We start from the raw sequence: 22,968 nt of genomic DNA on the forward strand, positions 1-22,968 counted from the left end.
ATCCAAAGTGGTTGAAGCCGGCCCATGCTGCCGGCCGCGTCAGGGGCCGGCTTGGAAAATCTTGCGCTTCGGGCCCTCCGCGCCCTTCTTCCGCACCCTGTCGCGGAAGGCCCCGGGTGACAGCCCGGCCGCACGCTTGAAGCTGCGCGTGAAGTTCGACAGGTCGGCGAAGCCGACGGCATAGGCCACGTCCGTCACCGGCTGCTCCGGCGCCTCCGCCAGCCGCCGCGCCGCATGGCGAATGCGGGCCCGCAGCAGCGCCTGGTGCGGCGTGACGCCGATCACCCGCGTGAACAGGCGCAGGAAGTGGAAGGGGCTGGTCGCCTGCTGCGCGGCGATGCGGTCGAGGTCCAGGTCCTCAGCGGCATGGGCCTCGATCCACAGCGCCGCATCGACAGCGCGGCGGCGGTCGCGCGCGCTAGGCGCATCGGCATCGGCCACGAGGTCGCGGCCGCCTGCCAGCTGCGCGAAGCGGGCGGCGAACATCAGCCCGACCTCGTCGACACCCAGGTCGCTGCGCCCGCTGGCCGCGGCCTGCGCCAGTTCGCCCAGCACGACCAGCTCGGGCAGCGGCGGCAGCGCGCCGCTGCGCCAGGCCTCGCCGCGGCCGCCGAGCTGCTTGACGAACTCCGGCGCGAGGTGGAAGGCCAGGCACTCGTCGCCGCCGGCATGGTGTTCGTGCGTGCAGGTGAACTCGTCGCCCGGATGGCCGACCAGCACCGACCCCGCGACCAGTTCGTGCGTGCGCCCGCGCGTACGGCAGCCGAAGCTGCCGGCGCGCACGTACGAAACCGAGGCCGTCTCGTGCGCTTCGGCGTACGGCCGGTCCAGCGGGCCGTGCGTGCAGCGGTAGTCGATCACGTGCAGCGCGCGGTTGCGGGCAAGGGCGTGGATGTGCATCGCGGACGGACCGGGCGTCGGTGGCAGAGCGCGATGCTACGGCGGCCGCGGCCTGACGCGGCCTTGACCCGGCGCAAGACGCGTCGGCGGGCTCCCCGCTAGCCTGCCGGGTTCCGATCGATCAGCCTGCACCCATGCCTGCCCTGACCTGGACCGAGACGCTGCGCCTGCAGCAACCGCAGATGGACCGCACGCACGAGGAGTTCGTCGCGCTGCTGGCGGACGTGCGGACCCGCCTGGGGCCGCCGCCGGTGGCGGACGCGCCGGCGGACACCCTGCCGGCGGATGCCACGGCGGCGGTGGCCACGGCGGCGGTGGCCGCCTTCGAGCGCCTGCTCGCGCACACCGTCGAGCACTTCGCGCAGGAGGACCGCTGGATGCAGGCCACCGGCTTCGCGCCCGAGAACTGCCACAGCCGCCAGCACGCGCTGGTGCTGCAGGTGATGCACGAGGCGTTGCGGCTGGCGCGCGACGAGGGCCGCGGCGAGGCGATGGCGATCCTGGTCGACGAACTGGGCACCTGGTTCCCGCAGCACGCCAGCATGATGGATGCGGGCCTGGCGCAGCAGATGGTCGCGCTCGGCTTCGATCCCGAGACGGGCACCTGCCGGCAGCCGCTGCCGGAGGCCGCGATCCGTCATTGCGGCGGCGGCGGTTGCGGCGGCTGAAGGCGACGGGAGGCCGCGATCGGCCTGCACGCGCGCAAATACGGTGACGGACGACCCATTTTTATCGCTTCGGTCCGCTGACCCGCGGCCGACAATGAGTTCAGTCCTCCCCGAATCCGCCTACGACGCTCGACCCACGCCCATGACCAAGCCCCGCGCCAAGGCCCTCGCCTTCTCCCCCACCGGCAGCCTGCTGGCCTCGGTGGCCGCCGGCCTCGTGTTCGGCCGCGTCGTGATGGGCCTGGCCGCCCGCCACCATGGCTCGACGGCCGGCCTGGTCGTCTCGCTGGTCTTCTTGATCGCCGCGACGATGTCGGTCACCTTGTTCCTGGTGCACTGGCATGCGCAGCACCGCCGCACCGAGCCGGCGCCGATCCAGGCCTGGGTGGTCGCGCTGGGGGCAGGCCTGCTGGCCTCCATGCACCTCGACGGCATGCTGACCGGCTGATCGACTGGTTCCCTGCATGACAAAAGCGGCCCGCGGGCCGCTTTTTTCGTGGGGTCGCGGCGCTCGCGCGCCGCGCGTGGCGTCAGACCTGGAACACCGCCACCGCGTGCGTCAGCTTGCGGGCCTGCTGGTTCAGGCTCTCGGCCGCGGCCGCGCTCTCCTCGACGAGCGCGGCGTTCTGCTGCGTCATCTGGTCGAGCTGCTGGACGGCGGTGCCGACCTGGCCGATGCCGCCGCTCTGCTCGACGCTGGCGCCGCTGATCTCCGTGATCAGCGCGCTGACGCGCTGCACCTGCTCGACGATGCCTTCCATCGAGCGGCCGGCGTCTCCGACCAGGCGCGTGCCGGCCTCGACCTTGTCGACGCTGGCGCCGATCAGGCCCTTGATCTCGCGCGCGGCCTGGGCGCTGCGTTGCGCGAGGCCGCGCACTTCGGCGGCTACCACCGCGAAGCCGCGGCCGTGCTCGCCGGCGCGTGCCGCTTCGACCGCGGCGTTCAGCGCGAGGATGTTGGTCTGGAAGGCGATGCCGTCGATCACGCCGATGATGTCGGCGATCTTCTTCGAGCTGTCGCTGATCTCGGCCATCGTCGCGATCACGCTGCCGACGACGCTGCCGCCCTCGGCGGCCGCGTTGCAGGCCTGGCCGGCCAGCAGACTGGCCTCGCGGGCGGTGTCGACGTTGGTGCGCACGGTCGCGGTGATCTGCTCCATCGCCGCCGCGGTCTGCTGCAGGCTGGAGGCCTGCTCCTCGGTGCGCTGGCTCAGGTCGGCATTGCCCGTGGCGATCTGCGACGCGCCGGTGGCGATCGAGTCGGACGACTGGCGCACCTGGCCGACGATCTGCTGCAGGCTGTCGTTCATGCGCTTGAGCGCGGCGAGCAGCTGGCCGGTCTCGTCGTGGCGGTCGACCTCGATCTGCGCGCGCAGGTCGCCGGAGGCAACGCGCTCGGAGATCGACACGGCCGCCTGGATCGGGCGGGTGATCGAGCGCGTCACGGCCCAGCAGCACAGCGTGGCGAACAGCAGGCCGGCCGCGGCCAGGCCGATCTGCAGCGCGTTGGCCTGCATGCGCACGGCGCCGATCGCCTCCATCGCATGGCTGGCGCGGTCCATCGCGCGGGTGGCCATCGCGTCGCTGGCGGTTTCCATCGCGTGGGTGAACGGCTTGACCTTGCCGAGCTCGGCATTGGCCATCTGCGGCGTCGTCAGCTGGCCGGCCTTCATCTGCGCGGCCGTGGCCTCGAAGCCGGCGGCGTACGACTTCAGGCCCTGGGCCATCTCGTCGAGGGCCTTGGTGTCGTCGGCCGCCACCGCCAGCGTGCGCGCCTTGGTGATCGTGGCGTCGAGCTTGCGCCGCACGTCGGCCCACTTCTTCAGGTAACCCTCGAGCTTGTCCATCTCGGTCAGGTTGATCAGCGCGTCCTTCTCGAAGCGCCGCGACTGCAGCACGAGGTTCTGGATCTCCGAGGCATGCTGCGCCAGCGCGACGTCGCTCGTCAGCACGCGCTCGCTGGTGCCGTACAAGGTGTTCAGGCCCCAGAGGCCGGACAAGGCGACCGCGATGGTCATCAGCAGCACGCCGCCGAGCACGAGCGCGAGCCGTGCGCCGATGCGCAGGTTCGAGAAAGTCTTCATGAGTGAATCTACAAGAGGGCGCGCCGTGAACGACGCGGGTACTGCGGGAGGGTGGAACTGCCGGAAGGAACTGCCGGATAGCCGTGAGGGGAACTCTAGAGCGGCTTGACTCAGGACAAACCCGACAGCAGCGGCGGCTTCACCCGCCAGTTCGCGTGACGGCGGTTTCGGAGTGTTTATTGCCGATTTCCGCGGCGTTCAGCGACGAAAGGGTGGCATCGCGATGCGATCGTGCTCGCCCGGCACGTCGTCGAAGCCGCCGGCCGCCCAGCGTTCGGCGGCCGCCTCGATCAGCGCGCGCTCGCTGGCGACGAAGTTCCACCACATCGCCGGCGGCCTGGGCAGCGCGGCGCCGCCGATCAGCACGCCACGCAGCGGCACGTCGGTTTCCAGCCGGGCCTCGTGGCCGGCTTCGAGCACATGCATCTGCTCGGCCGCCAGCGGCTGCCCGTCCAGACGCGCGCCGGCCGTCGGCAGGTAGAGCGCGCGCTGCTCGGCCAGCGGCGGCAGCAACACGTGGGTGCCGGCGTCCAGCGCGAGGTCGAGGTACAGCGTCGGCGACGCGGCGCGAACGGGCGAGCGCAGGCGGAAGGCCTCGCCGACCAGCACGCGCACCCGCACGCCCGGCTGCGGCGTGGTCTCGGGGATGTCGCGCGCGGCAACGTGCTGGAACGACGGCGCGCACTGCTCGTCGGCCTCGGGCAGCGCCACCCACAGCTGCAGCCCGTGCAGTCGCCGCGCCTGGCCGCGCTGGTCCGCCGGCGTGCGTTCCGAATGCACGATGCCGCGGCCGGCGGTCATCCAGTTCACGGCGCCGGGCGCGATCTCCTGCACCGTGCCCAGGCTGTCCCGGTGCAGCATGCGGCCCTCGAACAGGTAGGTCACCGTCGCCAGGCCGATGTGCGGATGCGGGCCGACGTCGCTGTCCACCTCGGCCGGCAGCTCGACCGGGCCGAAGTGGTCGAAGAATACGAAGGGGCCGACCGAACGCTGCGCCGCCGCGGGCAGCAGCCGGCGCACCTGCAGGCCGCCGGCGAGGTCCTGGATGCGAGGCTTCAACGTCAGCGTCATGGCGAGTCCCTTCCAGGCCTGCGCGGTCTGGTTCATGTTCCCAGCAGCCGCGGCAGCGCCGCGGCGAGCAACGCGAGGCCCGACGCCGTCAGCAGCCCCAGCACGATGGTGCGGAACGTGGCATCGCTGATGCCGACGTAGACCCGCGTGCCGAGCCACGCCGGCAGCAGCAGGGCCGGCAGCACGGCGGCCAGCTGCGGCCACATCGCGCGGTCGACCGCCCCGGCGGCGAGGTAGCTGGCGAACGTGACGGCCAGCGTCGCGAGGTTGAAGTTCTGGATCACCGCGCGCTGCTGTTCCTTGGGCAGGCTGCGCAGCGTGCACCACAGCGTCGGCAGTGCGCCGGTGAAGCCGCCCAGCGGTCCCATCATGCCGCCGGCGACACCGGCCAGCCCGTCGGCCCCGCGCTGCAGCGCCGGATGGCGAAAGCGGATGCGCGGCAGCCGGCCCGCCAGCAGCATCGCCGGGCACCAGATCACCAGCAGCGCGCCGACGAAGGCGCGGAACACCGCCGGCTCGAAGCGCGGCAGCAGCCACAGCCCGAGCGGGATGCCGAGCAACCCGCCGACGAGAAAGGGCAACAGCAGTTTCCAGTCGAAGCCGCGGCGCACGGTGAGTGCCGCGAAGACCTGGCCCGACAGCCCGCCGAACACCGCCAGCACCGCGGCCGTCTTCGGCGCCAGGCCCCAGGCCCAGAAGCTCATCGCGACCATCGCGAAGCCGAAGCCGGACAGCCCCTGCACGAAGCCGGCCACCGCGGCGCCGGCAACGATCAGAGCCAAGGTTCCCAACTCCATGCGCGCCGCGCCCGAGGGTTCAGCCGCCGCCGGGCCGCCCCAAGGCGGCTGACGCCCCCTCGGGGGGCAGGAGCGAAGCGACGTGGGGGTCCACTCAGTTCAGTGCGGCTTGCGCGGCGGCTTGAAGGACTTCGGGCGGTAGACGTTGCCGTCCCATTCGCCGTCGGGCTTGGCGGCGCCATTGCCCTTGCCGGGCGGGCGCCGGCCCTCGCGGGCGCGGCGGATCACTTCCTCGGCGGTGCGCGCGGCATCCTGGCGCGCCTTCGGCGAGCTGCGGTGCCGCAGCGAGCTCAAGCCCTGCCAGGCCGAGAGGCTGCCCGCGCGCAGGCCCGCCCAGCGCCGCCGGCCGAAGGCGTCGAGCTGCGCACGGCGCGCCGGCGGCAGCATCAGCCGCACCAGCAGCACCAGGCAGGCGATCAGCACCAGGGCGGCGAGCAGGATTTCGAACACGGTGCGCGCGAAAGGGATGGAGCAGCCGATGGTAGCGGCTTGCCTACACTTGCGGCTCTGCAAGACCGTGTTCCGAGTGGCCCCGTGCGCATCGACGAGCTCCGCCAATCATTGCGCGCCCTCGGCGCGAAACCCGCCCATGAGCGCCGCGTGCTGCGCCTGTGGAGCAACGCGCTGCCGCAGGACAGCGGCAAGCGCCGCCCCGAGGACTTCCTGCCGCAGGCGCTGCGCGAAGGCCTGCCGGCGCTGCAGGCCGAGCTCGACGCGCTGGCCCGCGTGCAGAGCGAGCACCCGGCCGAGGACGGCTCGGCGCGGCTGCTGGTCACGCTGGCCGACGGGCAGACGGTGGAAAGCGTGCTGCTGCCGCGCGACGGGCTGTGCGTATCGACGCAGCTGGGCTGCGCGGTCGGCTGCCTGTTCTGCATGACCGGCCGCAGCGGCCTGATCCGCCAGCTCGGTTCGGCCGAGATCGTCGCGCAGGTGGTGCTCGCACGGCGCCGCCGCCGCGTGCACAAGGTCGTCTTCATGGGCATGGGCGAGCCGGCGCACAACCTCGACAACGTGCTGGAAGCGATCGAGCTGCTCGGCCACGAGGGCGGCATCGGCCACAAGCAGCTGGTGTTCTCGACCGTCGGCGATCCGCGCGTCTTCGAGCAGCTGCCGCAGGGCACGGTCAAGCCGGCGCTGGCGCTGTCGCTGCACACGACGAAAGCCGACCTGCGGGCGCAGTTGCTGCCGCGCGCGCCGCGTTTCGACCCGGCCGAGCTGGTCGAGGCCGGCGAACGGTATGCCCGCACCACCGGTTATCCGATCCAATACCAGTGGACGCTGATCGACGGCGTCAACGACGGCGACGACGAGCTCGACGGCATCGTGCGCCTGCTCGCCGGCAAGTACGGCGTGCTGAACATGATTCCGTACAACCAGGTCGACGGGCTGGACTTCCGCCGCCCCTCGTGGGAGCGCGCCGCCGAGATCGCCCGCCGCCTGCACCGCCGCGGCGTGCTGACCAAGTTGCGGCAATCGGCCGGGCAGGACGTCGATGGCGGCTGCGGCCAGCTGCGGGCACGCACGCTCGATGGCAGCACGGCCGAGCGGCCCGTGCGGGTGGTCCGGAAGCTTGGCGATTCGATGACGACGTCATGACAGCGCCGTGACAATGCCGGCATGACCCGTTTCACGGCCCGGCTGTCATGGTCGCCCGTTCGAACTGTCACGAAAGCTTCATCAGCGCTGCCTACAGTGCGCGGCAATGTCCTCGCAAGGAGCTGAGCCGATGAACACCCGAATCAAGTCCGCCGCCGCCGTCCTCTCGCTGACCGCGCTGGCCTGGGCGCTGCCGCAAGCCGCCGCCAACGCGCAGGTCGTCAAGATCGACGGCTCGTCCACCGTCTTCCCGATCACCGAAGGCATCGCCGAGGACTTCCAGAAGGCGAAGAAGAACGCCATCAAGGTCACGGTCGGCATCTCCGGCACGGGCGGCGGCTTCAAGAAGTTCTGCCGCGGCGAGACCGACATCTCGAACGCCTCGCGCCCGATCCTGAAGAAGGAGATGGACGACTGCAAGGCCGCCGGCATCGAGTACTTCGAGCTGCCGGTCGCCTTCGACGCGCTGACCGTCGTCACCAACCCGAAGAACAGCTTCCTCAAGCAGATGACCGTCGAGGAGCTGAAGAAGGTGTGGGAGCCGGCCGCGCAGGGCAAGATCACGCGCTGGAACCAGGTCAACCCGGCCTGGCCGGATGCGCCGATCAAGCTGTTCGGCGCCGGTTCCGACTCGGGCACCTTCGACTACTTCACCGAGGCCATCAACGGCAAGAGCAAGGCCAGCCGCGGCGACTACACCGCCAGCGAGGACGACAACGTGCTGGTGCAGGGCGTCTCGCAGGACGTCAACGCCATCGGCTACTTCGGCTACGCCTACTACGCCGAGAACCAGGCCCGCCTGAAGGCCGTGGCCGTGGCCGACAAGGGCGGCAAGGCCGCCGTGCTGCCGAGCGAGAAGACCGTGCTCGACGGCAGCTACCAGCCGCTGTCGCGCCCGATCTTCATCTACGTCAGCGCGAAGGCGCTGGCCAAGCCCGAGGTGCGCGAGTTCGTCGAGTACTACCTGAAGGAAACGCCGCGCATCGCGAAGGAAGTGAAGTACGTGCCGCTGCCGGCCAAGGCCTATACGATCAACCTCGAGCACCTGGCCAAGGGCAAGAAGGGCACGGTCTTCGGCGGCGAAGCCGAAGTCGGCGTGACGATCGACGCGCTGCTCGCGCGCGAAGCCAAGCTCTGATCACATGACCTTCTGAGAGGCAAAGGACGGCAGCGCATGGCCCTGAGCTCCACCTCCGGCGAGGCCGGCGCCATGCTGCCGCCGGCCACCGCCTCGACCGGTGCCACCGGCGCCGCCAAGCTCGCCGAATACGCGCGGGCGAAGGCGCGCCGCCACCGCCGCGAGCGGCTGATCGAAGCGGTGCTGCTGGCGGCGGCCTGCGTCTCGGTGTTCACGACGCTGGGCATCGTCTACATCCTGGTCAAGGAATCGCTGGTCTTCTTCAGCCACGTGCCGCTGTGGACCTTCCTGACCGACCGGCAGTGGACGCCGCTGTTCTCCGACGCGCACTTCGGCATCGTCGTGCTGATGTCGGGCACGCTGACCAGCTCGGCCGTCGCGCTGTCGATCGCCATTCCGCTCGGCACCGCGATCGCGATCTACCTGTCGGAGTTCGCCGGCCACAGGACGCGGGAGACGCTCAAGCCCCTCCTCGAGATGCTGTCGGGCGTGCCGACCATCATCTACGGCTACTTCGCGCTGCTGTTCGTCACGCCGCTGATCCAGAAGATCTACCCCGATCTACCTGGATTCAACGTGCTGTCGGCGGGCATTGTCATGGGCATCATGATCATCCCGTACGTCTCGTCGCTGTCCGAGGACGCGATGCGCGCGGTGCCGATGAGCCTGCGGGAAGGCTCCTACGCGATGGGCGCGACGCGCTATCAGACGGCTGTGAAGGTGGTGGTGCCGGCGGCGATGTCGGGCATCGCGTCGGCCTACATCCTCGGCATCTCGCGCGCCGTCGGCGAGACGATGATCCTGGCGGTCGCGGCCGGCATGCAGCCGAACCTGAGCTTCAACCCGCTCGAGCCCGCGGCGACGATCACCTCGTACATCGTCCAGGTGGCGCTGGGCGACCTGCCGCACGGCAGCATCGGCTACCAGACGATCTTCGCCGCCGGCCTGTCGCTGATGCTGCTGACGCTGTGCTTCAACCTCGGCGGCCATTGGCTGCGGCGCCGCTTCCGCGAAGCGTATTGAGGACCGGCCATGGCTGATAACACTTCAAAGACGCGTGAACAGCAGACGATCGAGCTGCGCGCGCTGATCCGCCGCCACAAGCGCTGGGACATCCTGTTCGGGCTGGTCGGGCTGCTCGCGCTGTCGGTCGGCATCCTGACGCTGGCGGCGCTGTTCGTCGACATGGCGGTCGCCGGCATCCCGCGCCTGACGGCCGACTTCTTCACCGAGTTCCCGTCGCGGCGCGCGTCGCAGGCCGGCATCCTGTCGGCCTGGGTGGGTTCGGCGCTGGTGATGGCGGTGACCGCGCTGGTCGCGGTGCCGCTGGGCATCGCCGGCGCGGTGTACCTCGAGGAATACGCGCGCAAGAACTGGTTCACCGACGTCATCGAGATCAACATCACGAACCTCGCCGGCGTGCCCTCGATCATCTACGGGCTGCTGGCGCTCGGTCTCTTCGTCTACACCTTCGGCCTCGGCCAGAGCATCCTGACCGCGGGGCTGACCCTGGCGCTGCTGATCCTGCCGATCGTCATCACGACGACGCGCGAAGCGCTGCGCTCGATCCCGCAGCATGTGCGCGAGGCGGCCTATGCCTGCGGCGCGTCGCAGTGGCAGGTCATCAGCCACCACCTGCTGCCCTACGGCACGCCGGGCATCCTGACCGGCGTGATCATCGGCCTGTCGCGCGCCATCGGCGAGACCGCGCCCATCATCACCATCGGCGCGCTGACCTTCATCGCCTTCCTGCCGCCGGTGCCCTTCCAGGGCGAACCGCCGGCGGGCCTCTTCGACTGGCTGTTCTCGCCGTTCACCGTGATGCCGATCCAGATCTTCAACTGGACCTCGCGGCCCGATCCGGCCTTCCACCAGAACGCCGCCGCGGCGAGCTTCGTGCTCGTCTTCATGACGCTCGGGATGAACGCGCTTGCCATCTGGCTGCGCTACCGCCTCCGCAAGAACATCAAGTGGTGACCCAGCCCACCCCCGGAGCGCCTTCGGCGCTTCCCCCTCGAGGGGGCGACCCCAGCGGACCGGCAGAGCCGGATCCGCGGCGTCCGCTTGGCCAAACCCGTCTATTGGACTGACCGATGCCTTCCACCATCACCCTGCCGAGCAAGCCGCCCGCGCTGAAGGCCGAATCGAAGAACCTGGACTTCTACTACGGCGAGTTCAAGGCGCTCAAGGGCATCTCGATGCCGGTGTTCGAACACAAGGTCACCGCGCTGATCGGGCCCTCGGGCTGCGGCAAGTCGACCTACCTGCGCTGCTTCAACCGCATGCACGACCTCTACCCGGGCCACAGGTACGACGGCCAGATCCACCTGCATCCGGACCAGGTCGACGTGCTCGACCGGCATGTCGACCCGATCGAGGTGCGCATGCGCATCTCGATGGTCTTCCAGAAGCCGAATCCGTTCCCGAAGTCGATCTACGAGAACGTGGCCTACGGGCTGCGCGTGCGCGGCGAGCGGTCGCGCAGCTACATCGACGACAAGGTCGAGGCGGCTCTGAAGGGCGCCGCGCTGTGGAACGAGGCGAAGGACCGGCTCGACGACCTGGCGGTGGCGATGTCCGGCGGCCAGCAGCAGCGGCTGTGCATCGCGCGGGCCTTGGCGACCGATCCTGAAATCATCCTGTTCGACGAGCCCACGTCGGCGCTGGACCCCATCGCCACCGGCTCGATCGAGGAGTTGATCGGCGAGATCAAGCAGAAGGTCACGGTGCTGATCGTCACCCACAACATGCAGCAGGCCGCGCGCGTCTCGGACTACACCGCCTACATGTACCTGGGCGAGCTGATCGAGTTCGGCGAGACGCGCGAGATCTTCATGAAGCCCAAGCGCAAGGAAACCGAGGACTACATCACCGGCCGCTTCGGCTGACCCGGCAGGAGACCGCAGGATGGACAAGCACCTTTCCACGCAGTTCGACGCCGAGCTCAGCGCGATCTCCACGCGCGTGCTCGAGATGGGCGGCCTCGTCGAGTCGCAGGTCGCGCAGTCGGTCTACGCGCTGACCAACTTCAGCAACGAGACGGCGGCCCAGGTGATCGAGCGCGAACAGCGCGTGAACCAGATGGAGGTCGACATCGATCGCGACCTGTCGTCGATCATCGCGCGGCGCCAGCCGACCGCGCGCGACCTGCGCCTCCTGATCGCCGTCAGCAAGACCATCGGCAACCTCGAGCGTGTCGGCGACGAGGCCGCGCGCATCGCGCGCACCGTGCAGCGGCTGGTCGCCAACGGCGTCTCGACGCGGCTGCCGGTCAACGAGGTGTCGGTCGAGGCCAACCTCGCCACCAACTCGCTGCGCCGCGCGCTCGACGCCTTCGCGCGCCTGGACGCCACGGCCGCGTTGGCGGTGATCAAGAGCGACAACGAGATCGACCAGGAGTTCGACGGCCTGCTGCGCAAGCTGGTGACCTACATGATGGAAGACCCGCGCACGATCTCCGCCAGCATCGACATGGTCTTCGTCGCCAAGGCGATCGAGCGGGTCGGCGACCACGCGAAGAACCTGGCCGAGCAGGTGATCTACGTCGTCAAGGGCGCCGACGTGCGGCACACGCCGCTGGACGGGCTCGACTCCGTGGTGCGCTGAAGGACGAAGAGAACACGATGGGACGCATCCTGATCGTCGAAGACGAGCCGGCGATCGCCGAGCTGATCGCGCTGCACCTGCGCCATGAAGGGCACGAGGCCCGCCTGGCCGCCGATGCCGACGAAGCCATCGAACGCGTGCGCGAGGCGCTGCCGGACTTGGTGATCCTGGACTGGATGCTGCCGGGCGAATCCGGCGTCGCGCTGGCGCGGCGCTGGCGCGGCGAGGCGCGCACCAAGGAGCTGCCGATCATCATGCTGACGGCGCGCTCCGAGGAACGCGACCTGGTGCAGGGCCTCGATGCCGGCGCCGACGACTACCTGACCAAACCCTTCAAGCCCAGCGAGCTGATGGCCCGCATCCGCGCGGTGCTGCGGCGCAAGCTGCCGGAGGCGCTCGACGCGCCGGTGACGGTGGGCGAGCTGTCGCTCGACCCCGCGACGCGCCGCGTGCACTACCGCCGCGACGAGGTCACGCTGGGGCCGACCGAGTTCCGCCTGCTGCGCTTCCTGATGACCTACCCCGAGCGCGTGCACAGCCGTTCTCAGCTGCTCGACCGCGTCTGGGGCGACCATGTGTTCATCGAGGAGCGCACGGTCGACGTGCACATCAAGCGCCTGCGCGGCGCGCTGGCGCCGGTGGGATGCGCGGAGCTGATCGAGACCGTGCGCGGCGCAGGCTACCGGCTGAGCCGGCCGCAGGCTCCCGCGGCCTCTGCCGCCTAGGTGCCGATGGACCGTCTTCCGTTGCGCACGCTCGGCGCGTGCGCCGCGCTGCTGATCGGCGTGACCGTCGGCCCGGTCTTCGCCAGCGGCGCGCTCGCCTGGCTGCTCACCTTGAGCGTCAGCGCCGCGCTGACGCTGCTGGCCTGGCTGCTGCTCGACTGGTGGTCGCTGCGCAAGCTGGCGCGCTGGGTCGCCGCCGGCGACGACCGCGAGGCGCCACGCGGCTCGGGCCCGGTCGGCGAGCTCGGCTACCGCATCGAGCGGGCGATGCGCGCGCTGGCGGGCCGCACGCTGGCCGAGCAGCGCCGGCTGGCGCAGTTCCTGTCGGCGATCGAGGCGTCGCCGAACGGCGTGCTGCTGCTCGACGCGCAGGACCACATCCAGTGGCTCAACGGCGTGGCCGCGCAGCACTTCGGGCTCGACGGTCTGCGCGACCGCGAGCAGCGCATCACCAACCTCGTGCGCTCGCCCGACTTCGTCGCCCACCTGCAGTCCGGCCGCTTCGACGACAGCATCACCTTCCCCAGCCCGCAGGGCGACGCGCTGCTGCACGTGCTGGTGCGGCGCTACGGCGAGGACTCCAAGCTGGTGCTGTCGCAGGACATCACCGAACGCGAGCGCAGCGACACGATGCGGCGCGACTTCGTCGCCAACGTTTCGCACGAGATCCGCAGCCCGCTGACGGTGCTGGCCGGCTTCGTCGAGACGCTGGCCACGCTGCCGCTGACCGAGGCCGAACGCAGCCGCGTGCTGGTGCTGATGCAGCAGCAGACCCAGCGCATGCAGAACCTGGTGACCGACCTGCTCGCGCTGGCGCGGCTGGAAGCCGCGCCGCGCCCGCCGGCCGACGCCTGGGTCGACGTGGCGGCGCTTCTGAAGCACGTCGAGAGCGATGCGATGGCCAGCGACGGCGGCCGCCACGCGCTGGAGGTCGACTTCGGCGGCGGCGGCGCGGTCAACGGCGACGAGACCGAGCTCTTCAGCGCGGTGTGGAACCTGGTGAGCAACGCGCTGCGCTACACGCCGCAAGGCGGCCAGGTGCGCGTGGCCTTCGTGCGGCGCGAGGACGGCAGCGCGGAGTTCAGCGTCGCCGATTCGGGCGTCGGCATCGCGAAGGAGCACATCCCGCGGCTGACCGAACGTTTCTACCGCATCGACTCCAGCCGCTCGCGCGAGACCGGCGGCACCGGACTCGGGCTGGCGATCGTCAAGCACGTCGTGCAGCGCCACGGCGGCACGCTGCAGGTCGACAGCGTGCCCGGCAAGGGCTCGACCTTTCGCATCCTGCTGCCGGCGCAGCGCGTGCGCGCGCCGCTGGCAGAGACGGCAGTGCCGTCGCGCGCGTTGTCGTAGTCCTACGCATTTCATCGGCGCGTCTCGCGCTCTACCGTGCATGCCGTAACGCATCCGCGGCAGACGAGGAGACCCCGATGAAGACCGGTGCCCCCAGCATCACCGCCTTGCGCGCAGGCATCGCGCGCGCACGCCATCAGGTGCTCGACCAGGGGCGAGTCTTTCCCGATCCGCTGGCGTTGCGCATCCTCGGCCGCGAGACCGCCGAGCGCGCGCTCGCCGAGCGCGAGAGCCGCATCGCACGGGCCTTCCGCGCGCCGCTGGCGGCGCGCAGCCGCATCGCCGAGGACACCGTGCACGAGGCGGTCGCGCGCGGCGCGTCGCAGCTGGTGGTGCTGGGCGCTGGGCTGGACACCTTCGCCTATCGCCATCCTTACGCGGCCGGTACGCTGCGCGTCTTCGAGGTCGACCACCCGGCCACGCAGGCCTGGAAGCGCACGCTGCTGGCCGACGCCGGCATCCCGGTGCCCGAGGAGCTGCGGTTCGTGCCGGTGGACTTCGAGACCGACCACCTGATCGCCGGCCTGCGCGCTGCCGGCTTCGATACCACGCGGCCGACGGCCTTCACCTGGCTCGGTGTCACGGTCTACCTTCCGAAAGACGCGGTGATGCAGACGCTGCGCACGGTGCACGCGGCCGGCGCACCGGGCAGCGTGCTGGTCTTCGACTACGTCAGCGCGCCCGCCACCGGGCAATGGCTGCGCCGCGCCGCGCTGGCGCTGCTGCGGCGGCGTTTCGCGCGCCTGGGTGAGCCGTGGCGCTTTCTCGCCGACGAACGGGCCCTGGCCCGCGAGCTGCGCGCGCTGGGCTTCGGGCGCGTTGAGGACCTGCGGCCCCGCGAGATCCTGGCCCGGCTTTTCGCCGGCCACGAGGCGGGTGTGACGAAGCGGCCGGGGGCAGCCGAGTTCGGCGGCGTGATGCGGCTGTGGTGGTAGCCCCCGCCCAGGGGGGAGGGCCGGCGCGCGCAGCGCACCGCGGAACTGTTTCACGGCCCTTCGCGTGCAAGTGCGGCCCGACCGGTTCATGATGCCCGCCGTCATGCATCTGCTCGTCGTTCCCCTCCTGCTGATCGCTGCGCTGGCCGCAGCCGGTGCCCAGGCCCAGTCTTCGGTGCCGGGCCTGCCGTCGCTGACGCTCGAATCGCTGCCGCGCCCGGCGGTGCCGCCGGCCGAGCGCGGGCCGGTCGTGCCCTCGCAGGTGCTGCGCTGGCGCGAGGAGGCCAAGGCGCTGGAGCACGGCGACAACGGCCTGCCGCGCGATCCGGTGCGCGCCGCGCAGCTGTACTGCCGCGCCGCGCGCTACGGCGATGCCGAGGCGCAATACAGCCTGGGCTGGATGCTCACCAATGCACGCGGCATCGAGCGCGACGATGCGCAGGCCGCGCACCTGTTCGCCGCGGCGGCGGAGCAGGGCATCGAGCAGGCGAAGAACATGCTGGCGTCGATGGGCACGCCGCTGGGCGAGCCGCCGGCCTGCCTGCGGCCGCCGGAAAGCGATCCGCTGCCGCAGGCCGGCACCCCGGTCGCGGCGGCGGCGGCCGCGGCGGCACGTGCGAAGACCGGCCGGCCCCTGCCGGGCGGCCCGGTGCTGAGCCCGATCGCCTACCTGCCGCCGCCGCCGAACGCGCCGGAGCCCATCGTGCGCTTCGTGACGCTGGTGGCGCCCGAGTACCACCTGACGCCGCAACTGGTGCTGGCGGTGATGGCCACCGAATCGGGCTTCGATCCGCTGGCGGTGTCGCCGAAGAACGCGCAGGGCCTGATGCAGCTGATGCCGGGCACCGCATCGCGCTTCCAGGTGCGCAAGCTGACCGACCCGACGCAGAACATCCGCGGCGGCATGGCCTACCTGCGCTGGCTGCTGGCCTACTTCGAGGGCGACCTCGCGCTGACGCTGGCGGCCTACAACGCCGGCGAAGGCGCGGTCGAGCGCTATCGCGGCGTGCCGCCGTATGCCGAGACGCGGCACTATGTGCGGCGCATCCTGGCGTCGCTGGGCGGCCAGCGCTCGCATCCCTTCGACCCGAAAGCCACGCCGCCGTCGGACGTGATGGCGCTGCTGCGCAAGGCGCCGCTGCGGTGAGCGGCTGGCAGGCGGGCCGGCGCGGCTGCCTGCGCACCGCGGCGGGGTTGGCCGCCGGCCTGGCCGGCCTGCTGCGGGCGCAACCGCGCGATGCGGACTCGGACGGCGACGCCCCGCCGCCGATCCCGTTCTTCGACGCGCACGTGCACCTCAACGACGTCGAGATGCAGCTGAAGCTGATGGACCGCTTCGGCGCACGGCGCGCCGTGATCTTCTGGGGCCGCCAGAGCGACAACGCGTCGGTGCTGGCGGCCGCCCGCGCGCACCCGGCGCGCTTCGTGGCCTTCGCGTCGGTGTCGCCGGAACGCAGCGCCTACCGGCCGCTGTGGGATCGCGAGGATCCGGCCGTCCTGCAGCTGCTGGAAGACGCCCTGCGCGAGGGCGGCAAGGGGGTGCGCGGCATCGGCGAGATCTCCGCGGTGCACTTTCCGGCCGCCGGCTTCGCGGAGACCGACTACGACCCGCTCGGCTCGACGATGCGCGGGATCTTCGAGATCGCCAGGCGCCACGCGCTGCCGGTGCTGCTGCACGTGGAGATCACCCGGCTGCGCGAGCTGTCGGCGCTGATGGACGCGTATCCCGGCGTGCGCGTGCTCTGGGCGCACGGCGGCTACACGCCGCTGTTCCTCGCCGAACGGATGCTGGCGCGCCATCCGCAGCTCACCTACGAGCTCAGCGCGCGCAGCTGGCCGATGCATCCGCGCTCGCCCGACTACACGATCTTCCGCGACGCCCAGACGCTGTGGCCGCCGTGGAAGGCGCTGATCGAGCGCCAGCCGCAGCGCTTCGTGGTCGGCACCGACGCCAGCCACCGCTCGTGGGCCGGCGAGGAGATGAAGGCGCGCAGCGTGCAGCGGCTGCTGGCGCAGATTGCGCCGCCGGCGCGCGCGCTGGTGGCGTACGACAACCTGGCCGCGCTTTTGGGCAGTTAGGCCCGGCGAGCGCCCGGCGCCGCGTCAGCGCCGTTTCTGCACCAGCCGCACCAGGTCGACGAAGCTGCGCGCGCCGAGCTTGGCCATCAGCCGCGACTTGTGCACCTCGACGGTCCGCGGGCTGATGCCCAGGCGTTCGCCGACGCTGCGGTTGTCCAGGCCGTCGACCACCAGCGCCATCACCTCGCGCTCGCGCTGCGACAGCGTGCCGGCGGCGGGCGGTCGCGGCTCGTCGTCCAGGTGCGCGAGCGCACGTTCGATCGCGGCGACCAGCAGCTCGTCGTCGAAGGGTTTCTCGAGGAAGTCGACCGCCGACAGCTTGAAGGCCTGCCGCGCGGCATCGATGTCGCCATGGCCGGTGATGATGATCACCGGCAGGCGCGACGGATGCTCGGCCAACGCGCGCTGCAGGTCCAGGCCGCTCAGGCCAGGCATGCGGATGTCGGCGACCACCACGCCGCGCCAGTGCGACTCCAGCACGCGCAGGAAGTCCTCGGCGCGGCCGAACACCGCGGTGGGGTAGCCGCGCAGGCTCAGCAGCAGCGACAGCGCGTCGCGCACCGACGCGTCGTCGTCGACGATGAATACGGTGCGGCGGTGCATGGTCCTCCGGTGGATCAGTCGTGGCTTTCGGCCGTCGCCAGCGGCAGGCTGAAGAAGAAGCGTCCGCCCGGTCCGGGCTCGGCCCACAGCCGGCCTTCATGGGCCTCGACGATCGCGCGGCTGATCGCCAGGCCCAGGCCCATGCCGCCGGGCTTTCTGCTCGGGCGGCGGGTGTCGAACAGGTGCGGCAGCTCCTCGGCGGCGATGCCGTGACCGCTGTCGATCACCTCGACCACCAGCTGGCCGCCGCGCGCGTTCGCGCCGATGGTCACCTGCGCGGCGCCGTGCCCCGTGGCTTCAGCGGCGGCGTCGAGCGCGTTCGAGACCAGGTTGCGCAGCACCACCTCGATCTGCACCGCGTCCAGCCACACCGGCGGCAGCGCCGGGTCGCGCGCGCACTGCAGCGCGACATGGCTGGCCGCGGCGCGCAGCGCCTGCGCGCCGAGCACCGCGTCGATCAGCGGGCCGATGTCGGTGCGCTGCAGCTCGGTGCCGCGGCGGCGGAAGAAGTCGCGCAGCCGCCGCACCACGTCGCCGGCCCGGTTGGCCTCGATCGCCAGCTTGTTCGTCACGTCGACCAGCTCGTCGGCCTGCTCGCGCACCGCGCCTTCGAGCCGGCCGGCCAGCAGCTGCGAGGCACGCGCATAGGTGCGCAGCGCCGTCAGCGGCTGGTTCAGCTCGTGCGCCAGCGCGGCGGCCATGTCGCCGGCGGCGGCCACGTGCAGCGAGGCGCGCAGCGCCTGCTCGGCCTGCTCGCGCTCCTCCACCGTCGTGCCCAGCAGCAGCCCGGTGGCGCCGAGCGCGGCCATCAGCATGTGCAGCTGGAACACCGTCAGCGGCACATAGGCCGACGACTGCACCGCGAGGATCAGCAGCAGTTGCACCAGCGCGGCCGACCAGGTGGCGCCGACGCCGCCGAAGCGCGCCGCGCCCCAGGCCACCGGCAGGAACAGCAGGTAGAAGAACTTGAACTGGTCCTCGGTCGGCAGCGCGAAGACCATCCACGCGGCCAGCATCGCCGCGGCGGCCACCAGCCACCATTCGGCGGTGCGCAGCATCGCCAGCGTCTCCGGCCGGCGCGGCGGATCGGCCAGCGCATGCACCACCGGCAGCATCACGACCAGGCTGACGACGTCGCCGATCCAGGCGCGCGGGAAGGCGATCAGGAAGCGGTCCGACGGGGGCGCGTCGAAGAGGCCCAGCGTGCCGACGTAGAGGCACACGTTGAGGGCCGCGCCGATGCCCACGATCAGCAGGAAGATGAGGCACGTGAGGCGGGTCGTGACCCGGGGCAGCGGCCCGAGCCAGCGACGCAGCGCGAGCGCGACCGCGAGGTAGCCCACGGACAGCATCACCGCCGCGGCGGCTTCCGCGATGCCCAGCCCCGGTGCGGCGCGCACCAGCGCCGCCCCGGCCATCGTGCCGCCGACCAGCCACCAGGCGCGCGGGCTCCAGGTCAGCAGCGCGACCGCCAGCGCCGCCTGCGGATTCCACGGCGTGATGTTGGTGCCGCGCATCGGATGCACGTAGCTCACCCAGTCGAGCAGCACGTACAGCACGATGTAGCCGATGGCCATCGCGGCGGGCACGCCGGGCAGCAGAGGGGCACGAAGGCGATCGCTCGTCACGGGAAGGTCCCCGGGCGTGGCCTGCGGGAGCGGCGCGGCGCGATCATGGCGCCGGTGGGACCTTGCCCGCGTGGATGAGTTTCGTCAGCTCGACCAGTTGCGTCGCGTAGCAGCGCGCGAGCTCGTCGACCAGCGGACCGAGCTCGGGATCGTCGCGGTCGAAGCGCCAGTTGCGCGCGAGGCCGTCGCCGTCGGCACGGCACAGCCCGGCCGCGCTGATCTGGTCGAGCAGCGTCACCGCCTCGTGGTCGTCGAGGTAGAGCTGGCGCGCGACATCGGCCGCGGCCAGCCGCTGCGGGGAACGCTGCTGCAGCAGCAGCAGCGCCTCGAGGAAGGGGACCGACGGAATGCGCGTCTGGACCAGACGTCGCAGCGCTGCGGCCAGCGGTCTCGTCATGGGCAGTCGGCGGAGTGCAACCGTTGCCGGCCGCACGCCGCAGGATCAGAGCGGGGGATCAGCGGTAGGCGATGTCGGCGCGCCGGTTCTGCGCCCAGGCACCGTCATCGTGGCCGGTGGCACGCGGCTTCTCCTCGCCGTAGCTCACCGCCTCCATCTGGGCGTCGCGCGCGCCCTGCAGGCGCAGCACCCGCAGCACCGACTCGGCGCGGCGCTGGCCGAGCGCGAGGTTGTACTCGGCGCTGCCGCGCTCGTCGGCATGCCCTTCGACGCGGATCGTGAACTCCGGATGCTGGCGCAGGTACTGGCCGTGGCGCTCGACCAGCGGCAGGAATTCGGAGCGCAGCGCGATCTCGTCGAACTCGAAGAAGACGCTGCGGTCCTTCGACAGCGCGTTCGCGGGGTCCCGGTGCGCCGGCAGCGCCACCGCGGCGACCCTGGACTCCGGCACGGGCTGGCCGGCGCCGGGACGGGCCGGTGCCGACGGCGTGGCCGCGGGCGTGGTGGGCTTGCCGGCCTCGGCCACCGGCGCCACCGGCGTGCTGCTGCAGGCGGCAAAGAGAGCGCAAGCGGCGAGGGCCGCGAGGGTGAGGGGCAGTCGGCTCACTGGGATACCTTCGGGCTATGCCCTCCGGTCCGCCCTGGGGGCGGCCCGGCGGGCTCATGCTGGGGATGGATGCAGGCGGCGAGGAAGCGCCGCGCAGGGACGCGGCCAGCATAGGGCCGGGCCCGCGGCTTGCCAACGGCGTGCGGCCGTACGGGCCGACCCTAGCGGCCCGCCACGGCGGGAACAGCCTTACGCGCCGGCCCGGCTGGCAAGCGCGCGGTTCGCCCGAAGAATCGGCCGCATGGCTGCCCCGACCCCCCTGATCCGACATCCCCTGGCCTGCGCGAGCGTCGTGATCCCGGCACTGGACGAAGAAGCGCGCATTGCCGGCGTGGTTCGCCACGCCCTGGCCGATCCCGCGACCGCCGAGGTGATCGTAGTCGACGACGGTTCGATCGACGACACCGCCGGCCGCGCCCGGCGGGCCGGCGCGCGGGTGGTGCCCGCCGGTATGCTCGGCAAGGGCGCGGCGCTGCGCGACGGCGTGCGGGCCGCGCAGGACGAGTGGCTGGTGTTCCTGGACGGCGACCTGAGCGGCCTGCGCCCGCGCCTGGTCGGCGACCTCGTGCGGCCGCTGCTGCACGACGAGGCCGACTTCGTGAAGGCCCGCTTCGGCCGCAGCGGCGGCCGCGTCACCGAGCTGACCGCGCGGCCGCTGCTGAAGCTGTACTTCCCCGAGCTCGCGCACCTGGCGCAGCCGCTGGGCGGCCTGGTCGCCGCGCGGCGCAGCCTGCTGCAGGGGCTGGATTTCGAGGACGGCTACGGCGTCGACATCGGCCTGCTGATCGACGCGCAGCGCGCCGGCGCGCGCATCGCCGAGGTCGACATCGGCACGCTGGAACACGACAGCCAGCCGCTGGCCGAACTGGCCGGCATGGCCGACGAGGTGGCGCGCGTGATCCATGCCCGCGCCGCTGGCGCCGGCCGGCTGGCCGCGGGATGGCTGCCGGCGGCGCAGCGACCGCCGACGGCCACCGCGTGGCTCGACCCGCTGGCCGCGCGGCGGCGCGGGCGGCGGCGCCTGCTGGTGGTCGATGCCGACGAGCTGCTGCCGGGCGGGGCGGCCGGGGGGCTGTTCCGCTTCCTGCACCGCGAGCCGCTGGAAGCCACGGTGCGCACGGTCGAGCTGCGCAGCGGCGCGCTGGCCATGCTGCACCGCTGGCGGCGGGCGGGTTTCATGCTGGCGCTGTGCAGCGACGCGGCGCCGGCCGCCGCCGAAGTGCTGCGGCGCCGCGCCTTTGCCGATGCCGTGCTGCCGGCGGGGTTGCCGCTGCCGCAGCTGGCGGGCGCCGCGCGCGCCGCGGGATTCGACGAGACCTGGCTGGTCGGCAGGGCGGTCGACGGCGTCGACGCGCCGGGGCTCACGCAGGTCCCGTCGCTGCACGCGCTGCTGCGGCTTCAGCCGCTGCCGGCGTGGCCTGCACCAGCCCCAGCCGCCGCGCCAGCCAGCCGAGCGCCGGCCCCTGCAGCAGCAGCGAGCTGAGCACGACGACGAAGGCGACGTCGAAGAACCGGTAGGCGCCTTCGATGCCCGCCATGACCGGGTAGACGGCCAGCACGATCGGCACGGCGCCACGCAGGCCGACGGCGGCGACCAGCGCCTGTTCGCGCCAGCCGAAGCGCAGCGGCGCCAGGCACAGCACCACCGCCAGCGGCCGGGCGATGAGCATCAGCGCCGCCGCCACTGCCAGCGCCGGGCCGGCGGCGAGCAGCAGGTCGTGCGGCGTCACCAGCAGCCCCAGCAGCAGGAAGAGGCCGGCCTGCGCGAGCCAGGTGTAGCCGTCCAGCGCCGCGAGCGCGCTGCGCACGGTGCGGCGGGCTCGCTGGGCCAGCACCAGGCCGAACAGGTACACGGCGACGAAGGCCGAGCCGTCGGCCAGCCCGGCCAGCGCGAACACCACCAGCCCGGCCGCGGTCAGCAGCAGCGCCGTCAGCCCCTGCTTGCGCTCGTCCAGCGGCAGCCGCTTCAGCGCCTCGGCGGCGATCAGCCCGCTGCCCAGACCGATCGCGGTGCCCCAGCCGGCGTGGTGGGCGAACAGCGCGAGCAGTCCGGCGTCGTCGCCGGCCGGCGCCTTGATCAGCGCGATCAGCGACAGCACCAGGAAGACCGCCATCGGGTCGTTGAGGCCGGACTCGACCTCGATGGTCGCCGCCAGCCGCTGCGGCAGCGCGTCTCTCGCGCGGCCGAGCTGCGAGAACACCGCGGCCGCGTCGGTCGACGAGATCACCGCGCCGAGCAGCAGGCCGTGGCGCCAGTCGAGGTCCAGTGCCCACATCGCCGCGGCGCCGGCGAACGCGCTGGTCACCGCGACGCCCACCGTCGCCAGCAGCGAGGCCGGCAGCAGCCCCGCGCGCAGCGTCGCGCCCGAGGTGCGCAGCCCACCGTCGAGCAGGATCATCGCCAGCGCGACGTTGCCGACGCCGAAGGCGATGCGGTAGTCGTCGAAGGGCAGACCCAGCGGGCCGTCGACGCCGGCGAACATGCCGACGCAGAGGAACACCAGCAGGTGCGAGAAGCCCAGCCGCGTCGAATAGAGCCCCGCGATCACGCCCAGCGCCACCAGGCAGCCGCCGATCAGCATCAGGACGTACAGCGTCGTCATCCGGGTGGTGGGGGTGGGGAGGGGCCGGCGGCTCGGGGTGGCGCCATTCTGGGCGGCGGCGGGCGCCGGCCCTGTCGGCGGGCAACGCGACTTGCCAAGGCGCTTGTCCTACAGGGGCCGGATGCCGCTGCCGACACGGGCTCGCAGCCGCAACCGACAGGGCGCACACGCGGCTCGG

General features: G+C 71.9%; 23 protein-coding genes and 1 pseudogene. 14 read left to right on the top strand and 10 right to left on the bottom strand.

The features are described from left to right. Nucleotides 1-39: 39 nt before the first annotated feature. A complete protein-coding gene (locus tag P1K89_RS11635) occupies nucleotides 40-900 on the bottom strand; it encodes a helix-turn-helix domain-containing protein (RefSeq protein WP_284616613.1) in 861 nt (286 codons plus the stop codon). Nucleotides 901-1,034: 134 nt separating this feature from the next. Between P1K89_RS11635 and P1K89_RS11640 the strand changes: the two genes are divergently transcribed. Then, entirely contained in the window at nucleotides 1,035-1,568 is a 534-nt protein-coding gene (locus P1K89_RS11640; RefSeq protein ID WP_284616614.1) for a hemerythrin domain-containing protein, read from the top strand. Nucleotides 1,569-1,710: 142 nt separating this feature from the next. Next, nucleotides 1,711-2,016 carry a hypothetical protein gene (locus P1K89_RS11645; protein WP_284616615.1) on the top strand — a complete coding sequence of 102 codons (306 nt, stop codon included), beginning with the start codon at nucleotides 1,711-1,713 and terminating at the stop codon, nucleotides 2,014-2,016. An 82-nt stretch (nucleotides 2,017-2,098) separates the two neighbouring features. On the opposite strand, the gene P1K89_RS11650 is transcribed toward P1K89_RS11645, so the two are convergent. From P1K89_RS11650 to P1K89_RS11665, 4 genes are all read right to left on the bottom strand, one after another. Continuing rightward, nucleotides 2,099-3,652 carry a methyl-accepting chemotaxis protein gene (locus tag P1K89_RS11650; RefSeq protein ID WP_284616616.1) on the bottom strand — a complete coding sequence of 518 codons (1,554 nt, stop codon included), beginning with the start codon at nucleotides 3,650-3,652 and terminating at the stop codon, nucleotides 2,099-2,101. Nucleotides 3,653-3,850: 198 nt separating this feature from the next. Next, entirely contained in the window at nucleotides 3,851-4,723 is an 873-nt protein-coding gene (locus P1K89_RS11655; RefSeq protein ID WP_284616617.1) for a pirin family protein, read from the bottom strand. Between the two features lie 32 nt (nucleotides 4,724-4,755). Next, entirely contained in the window at nucleotides 4,756-5,520 is a 765-nt protein-coding gene (locus tag P1K89_RS11660) for a sulfite exporter TauE/SafE family protein (RefSeq protein ID WP_439897975.1), read from the bottom strand. A gap of 99 nt (nucleotides 5,521-5,619) precedes the next feature. Further along, on the bottom strand, nucleotides 5,620-5,970 hold the full coding sequence (locus P1K89_RS11665; RefSeq protein WP_284616619.1) for a hypothetical protein: 351 nt from the start codon (nucleotides 5,968-5,970) through the stop codon (nucleotides 5,620-5,622). Nucleotides 5,971-6,054: 84 nt separating this feature from the next. Here P1K89_RS11665 and P1K89_RS11670 point away from each other — a divergent pair, with 84 nt between their 5' ends. The 11 genes from P1K89_RS11670 (at nucleotide 6,055) to P1K89_RS11720 (ending at nucleotide 16,952) form a co-directional block, all read left to right on the top strand. Further along, the gene (locus P1K89_RS11670; protein WP_284616620.1) at nucleotides 6,055-7,116 is read left to right on the top strand and encodes an RNA methyltransferase; all 1,062 of its coding nucleotides are present in this window, start codon (nucleotides 6,055-6,057) and stop codon (nucleotides 7,114-7,116) included. A gap of 130 nt (nucleotides 7,117-7,246) precedes the next feature. Continuing rightward, a complete protein-coding gene (locus P1K89_RS11675) occupies nucleotides 7,247-8,254 on the top strand; it encodes a PstS family phosphate ABC transporter substrate-binding protein (protein WP_284616621.1) in 1,008 nt (335 codons plus the stop codon). 36 nt (nucleotides 8,255-8,290) lie between these two features. Continuing rightward, entirely contained in the window at nucleotides 8,291-9,277 is a 987-nt protein-coding gene (gene pstC, locus P1K89_RS11680; protein WP_284616622.1) for a phosphate ABC transporter permease subunit PstC, read from the top strand. 9 nt (nucleotides 9,278-9,286) lie between these two features. Then, the gene (gene pstA / locus P1K89_RS11685) at nucleotides 9,287-10,231 is read left to right on the top strand and encodes a phosphate ABC transporter permease PstA (RefSeq protein WP_284616623.1); all 945 of its coding nucleotides are present in this window, start codon (nucleotides 9,287-9,289) and stop codon (nucleotides 10,229-10,231) included. A 116-nt stretch (nucleotides 10,232-10,347) separates the two neighbouring features. Further along, nucleotides 10,348-11,142: a phosphate ABC transporter ATP-binding protein PstB gene (gene pstB, locus P1K89_RS11690; RefSeq protein ID WP_284616624.1), complete on the top strand. Its 795-nt coding sequence runs from the start codon at nucleotides 10,348-10,350 to the stop codon at nucleotides 11,140-11,142. A gap of 19 nt (nucleotides 11,143-11,161) precedes the next feature. After that, nucleotides 11,162-11,860 carry a phosphate signaling complex protein PhoU gene (gene phoU, locus P1K89_RS11695; protein ID WP_284616625.1) on the top strand — a complete coding sequence of 233 codons (699 nt, stop codon included), beginning with the start codon at nucleotides 11,162-11,164 and terminating at the stop codon, nucleotides 11,858-11,860. Nucleotides 11,861-11,877: 17 nt separating this feature from the next. Continuing rightward, nucleotides 11,878-12,585: a phosphate regulon transcriptional regulator PhoB gene (gene phoB, locus P1K89_RS11700; protein WP_284616626.1), complete on the top strand. Its 708-nt coding sequence runs from the start codon at nucleotides 11,878-11,880 to the stop codon at nucleotides 12,583-12,585. 6 nt (nucleotides 12,586-12,591) lie between these two features. Further along, a complete protein-coding gene (phoR, locus tag P1K89_RS11705) occupies nucleotides 12,592-13,938 on the top strand; it encodes a phosphate regulon sensor histidine kinase PhoR (RefSeq protein ID WP_284616627.1) in 1,347 nt (448 codons plus the stop codon). 77 nt (nucleotides 13,939-14,015) lie between these two features. Next, nucleotides 14,016-14,873: a class I SAM-dependent methyltransferase gene (locus P1K89_RS11710; RefSeq protein ID WP_284616628.1), complete on the top strand. Its 858-nt coding sequence runs from the start codon at nucleotides 14,016-14,018 to the stop codon at nucleotides 14,871-14,873. Between the two features lie 103 nt (nucleotides 14,874-14,976). Continuing rightward, entirely contained in the window at nucleotides 14,977-16,020 is a 1,044-nt protein-coding gene (locus P1K89_RS11715) for a transglycosylase SLT domain-containing protein (protein ID WP_284616629.1), read from the top strand. Further along, nucleotides 16,017-16,952 carry an amidohydrolase family protein gene (locus tag P1K89_RS11720; RefSeq protein WP_284616630.1) on the top strand — a complete coding sequence of 312 codons (936 nt, stop codon included), beginning with the start codon at nucleotides 16,017-16,019 and terminating at the stop codon, nucleotides 16,950-16,952. Before P1K89_RS11715 ends, P1K89_RS11720 begins: the two co-directional genes overlap by 4 nt. Nucleotides 16,953-16,976: 24 nt before the next feature. Here P1K89_RS11720 and P1K89_RS11725 read toward each other — a convergent pair whose 3' ends face one another. The 4 genes from P1K89_RS11725 to pal are packed head-to-tail and all read right to left on the bottom strand — an operon-like array spanning nucleotide 16,977 to nucleotide 20,187. Continuing rightward, complete coding sequence (locus P1K89_RS11725) at nucleotides 16,977-17,555, bottom strand: response regulator transcription factor (RefSeq protein ID WP_284616631.1); 579 nt, start codon at nucleotides 17,553-17,555, stop codon at nucleotides 16,977-16,979. Between the two features lie 14 nt (nucleotides 17,556-17,569). Next, on the bottom strand, nucleotides 17,570-19,183 hold the full coding sequence (locus P1K89_RS11730; protein ID WP_284616633.1) for an ATP-binding protein: 1,614 nt from the start codon (nucleotides 19,181-19,183) through the stop codon (nucleotides 17,570-17,572). A gap of 43 nt (nucleotides 19,184-19,226) precedes the next feature. Then, nucleotides 19,227-19,580 carry a hypothetical protein gene (locus P1K89_RS11735; protein ID WP_284616634.1) on the bottom strand — a complete coding sequence of 118 codons (354 nt, stop codon included), beginning with the start codon at nucleotides 19,578-19,580 and terminating at the stop codon, nucleotides 19,227-19,229. A 58-nt stretch (nucleotides 19,581-19,638) separates the two neighbouring features. Beyond that, a complete protein-coding gene (gene pal / locus P1K89_RS11740) occupies nucleotides 19,639-20,187 on the bottom strand; it encodes a peptidoglycan-associated lipoprotein Pal (protein ID WP_284616635.1) in 549 nt (182 codons plus the stop codon). Nucleotides 20,188-20,428: 241 nt separating this feature from the next. On the opposite strand from pal, the pseudogene P1K89_RS11745 reads away from it, so the two are divergent. Next, nucleotides 20,429-20,830, top strand: a pseudogene (locus P1K89_RS11745) (glycosyltransferase family 2 protein); the annotation flags it as partial. Between the two features lie 718 nt (nucleotides 20,831-21,548). Here the strand turns inward: P1K89_RS11745 and P1K89_RS11750 are convergent. Beyond that, nucleotides 21,549-22,790, bottom strand: coding sequence for a potassium/proton antiporter (locus P1K89_RS11750; RefSeq protein WP_284616636.1), 1,242 nt, complete (start codon nucleotides 22,788-22,790; stop codon nucleotides 21,549-21,551). Nucleotides 22,791-22,968: the final 178 nt, after the last annotated feature.

Origin of the sequence: Aquabacterium humicola (genome assembly GCF_030167915.1) — a bacterium.
In the GTDB taxonomy this organism is placed as follows: domain Bacteria; phylum Pseudomonadota; class Gammaproteobacteria; order Burkholderiales; family Burkholderiaceae_C; genus Pseudaquabacterium; species Pseudaquabacterium humicola.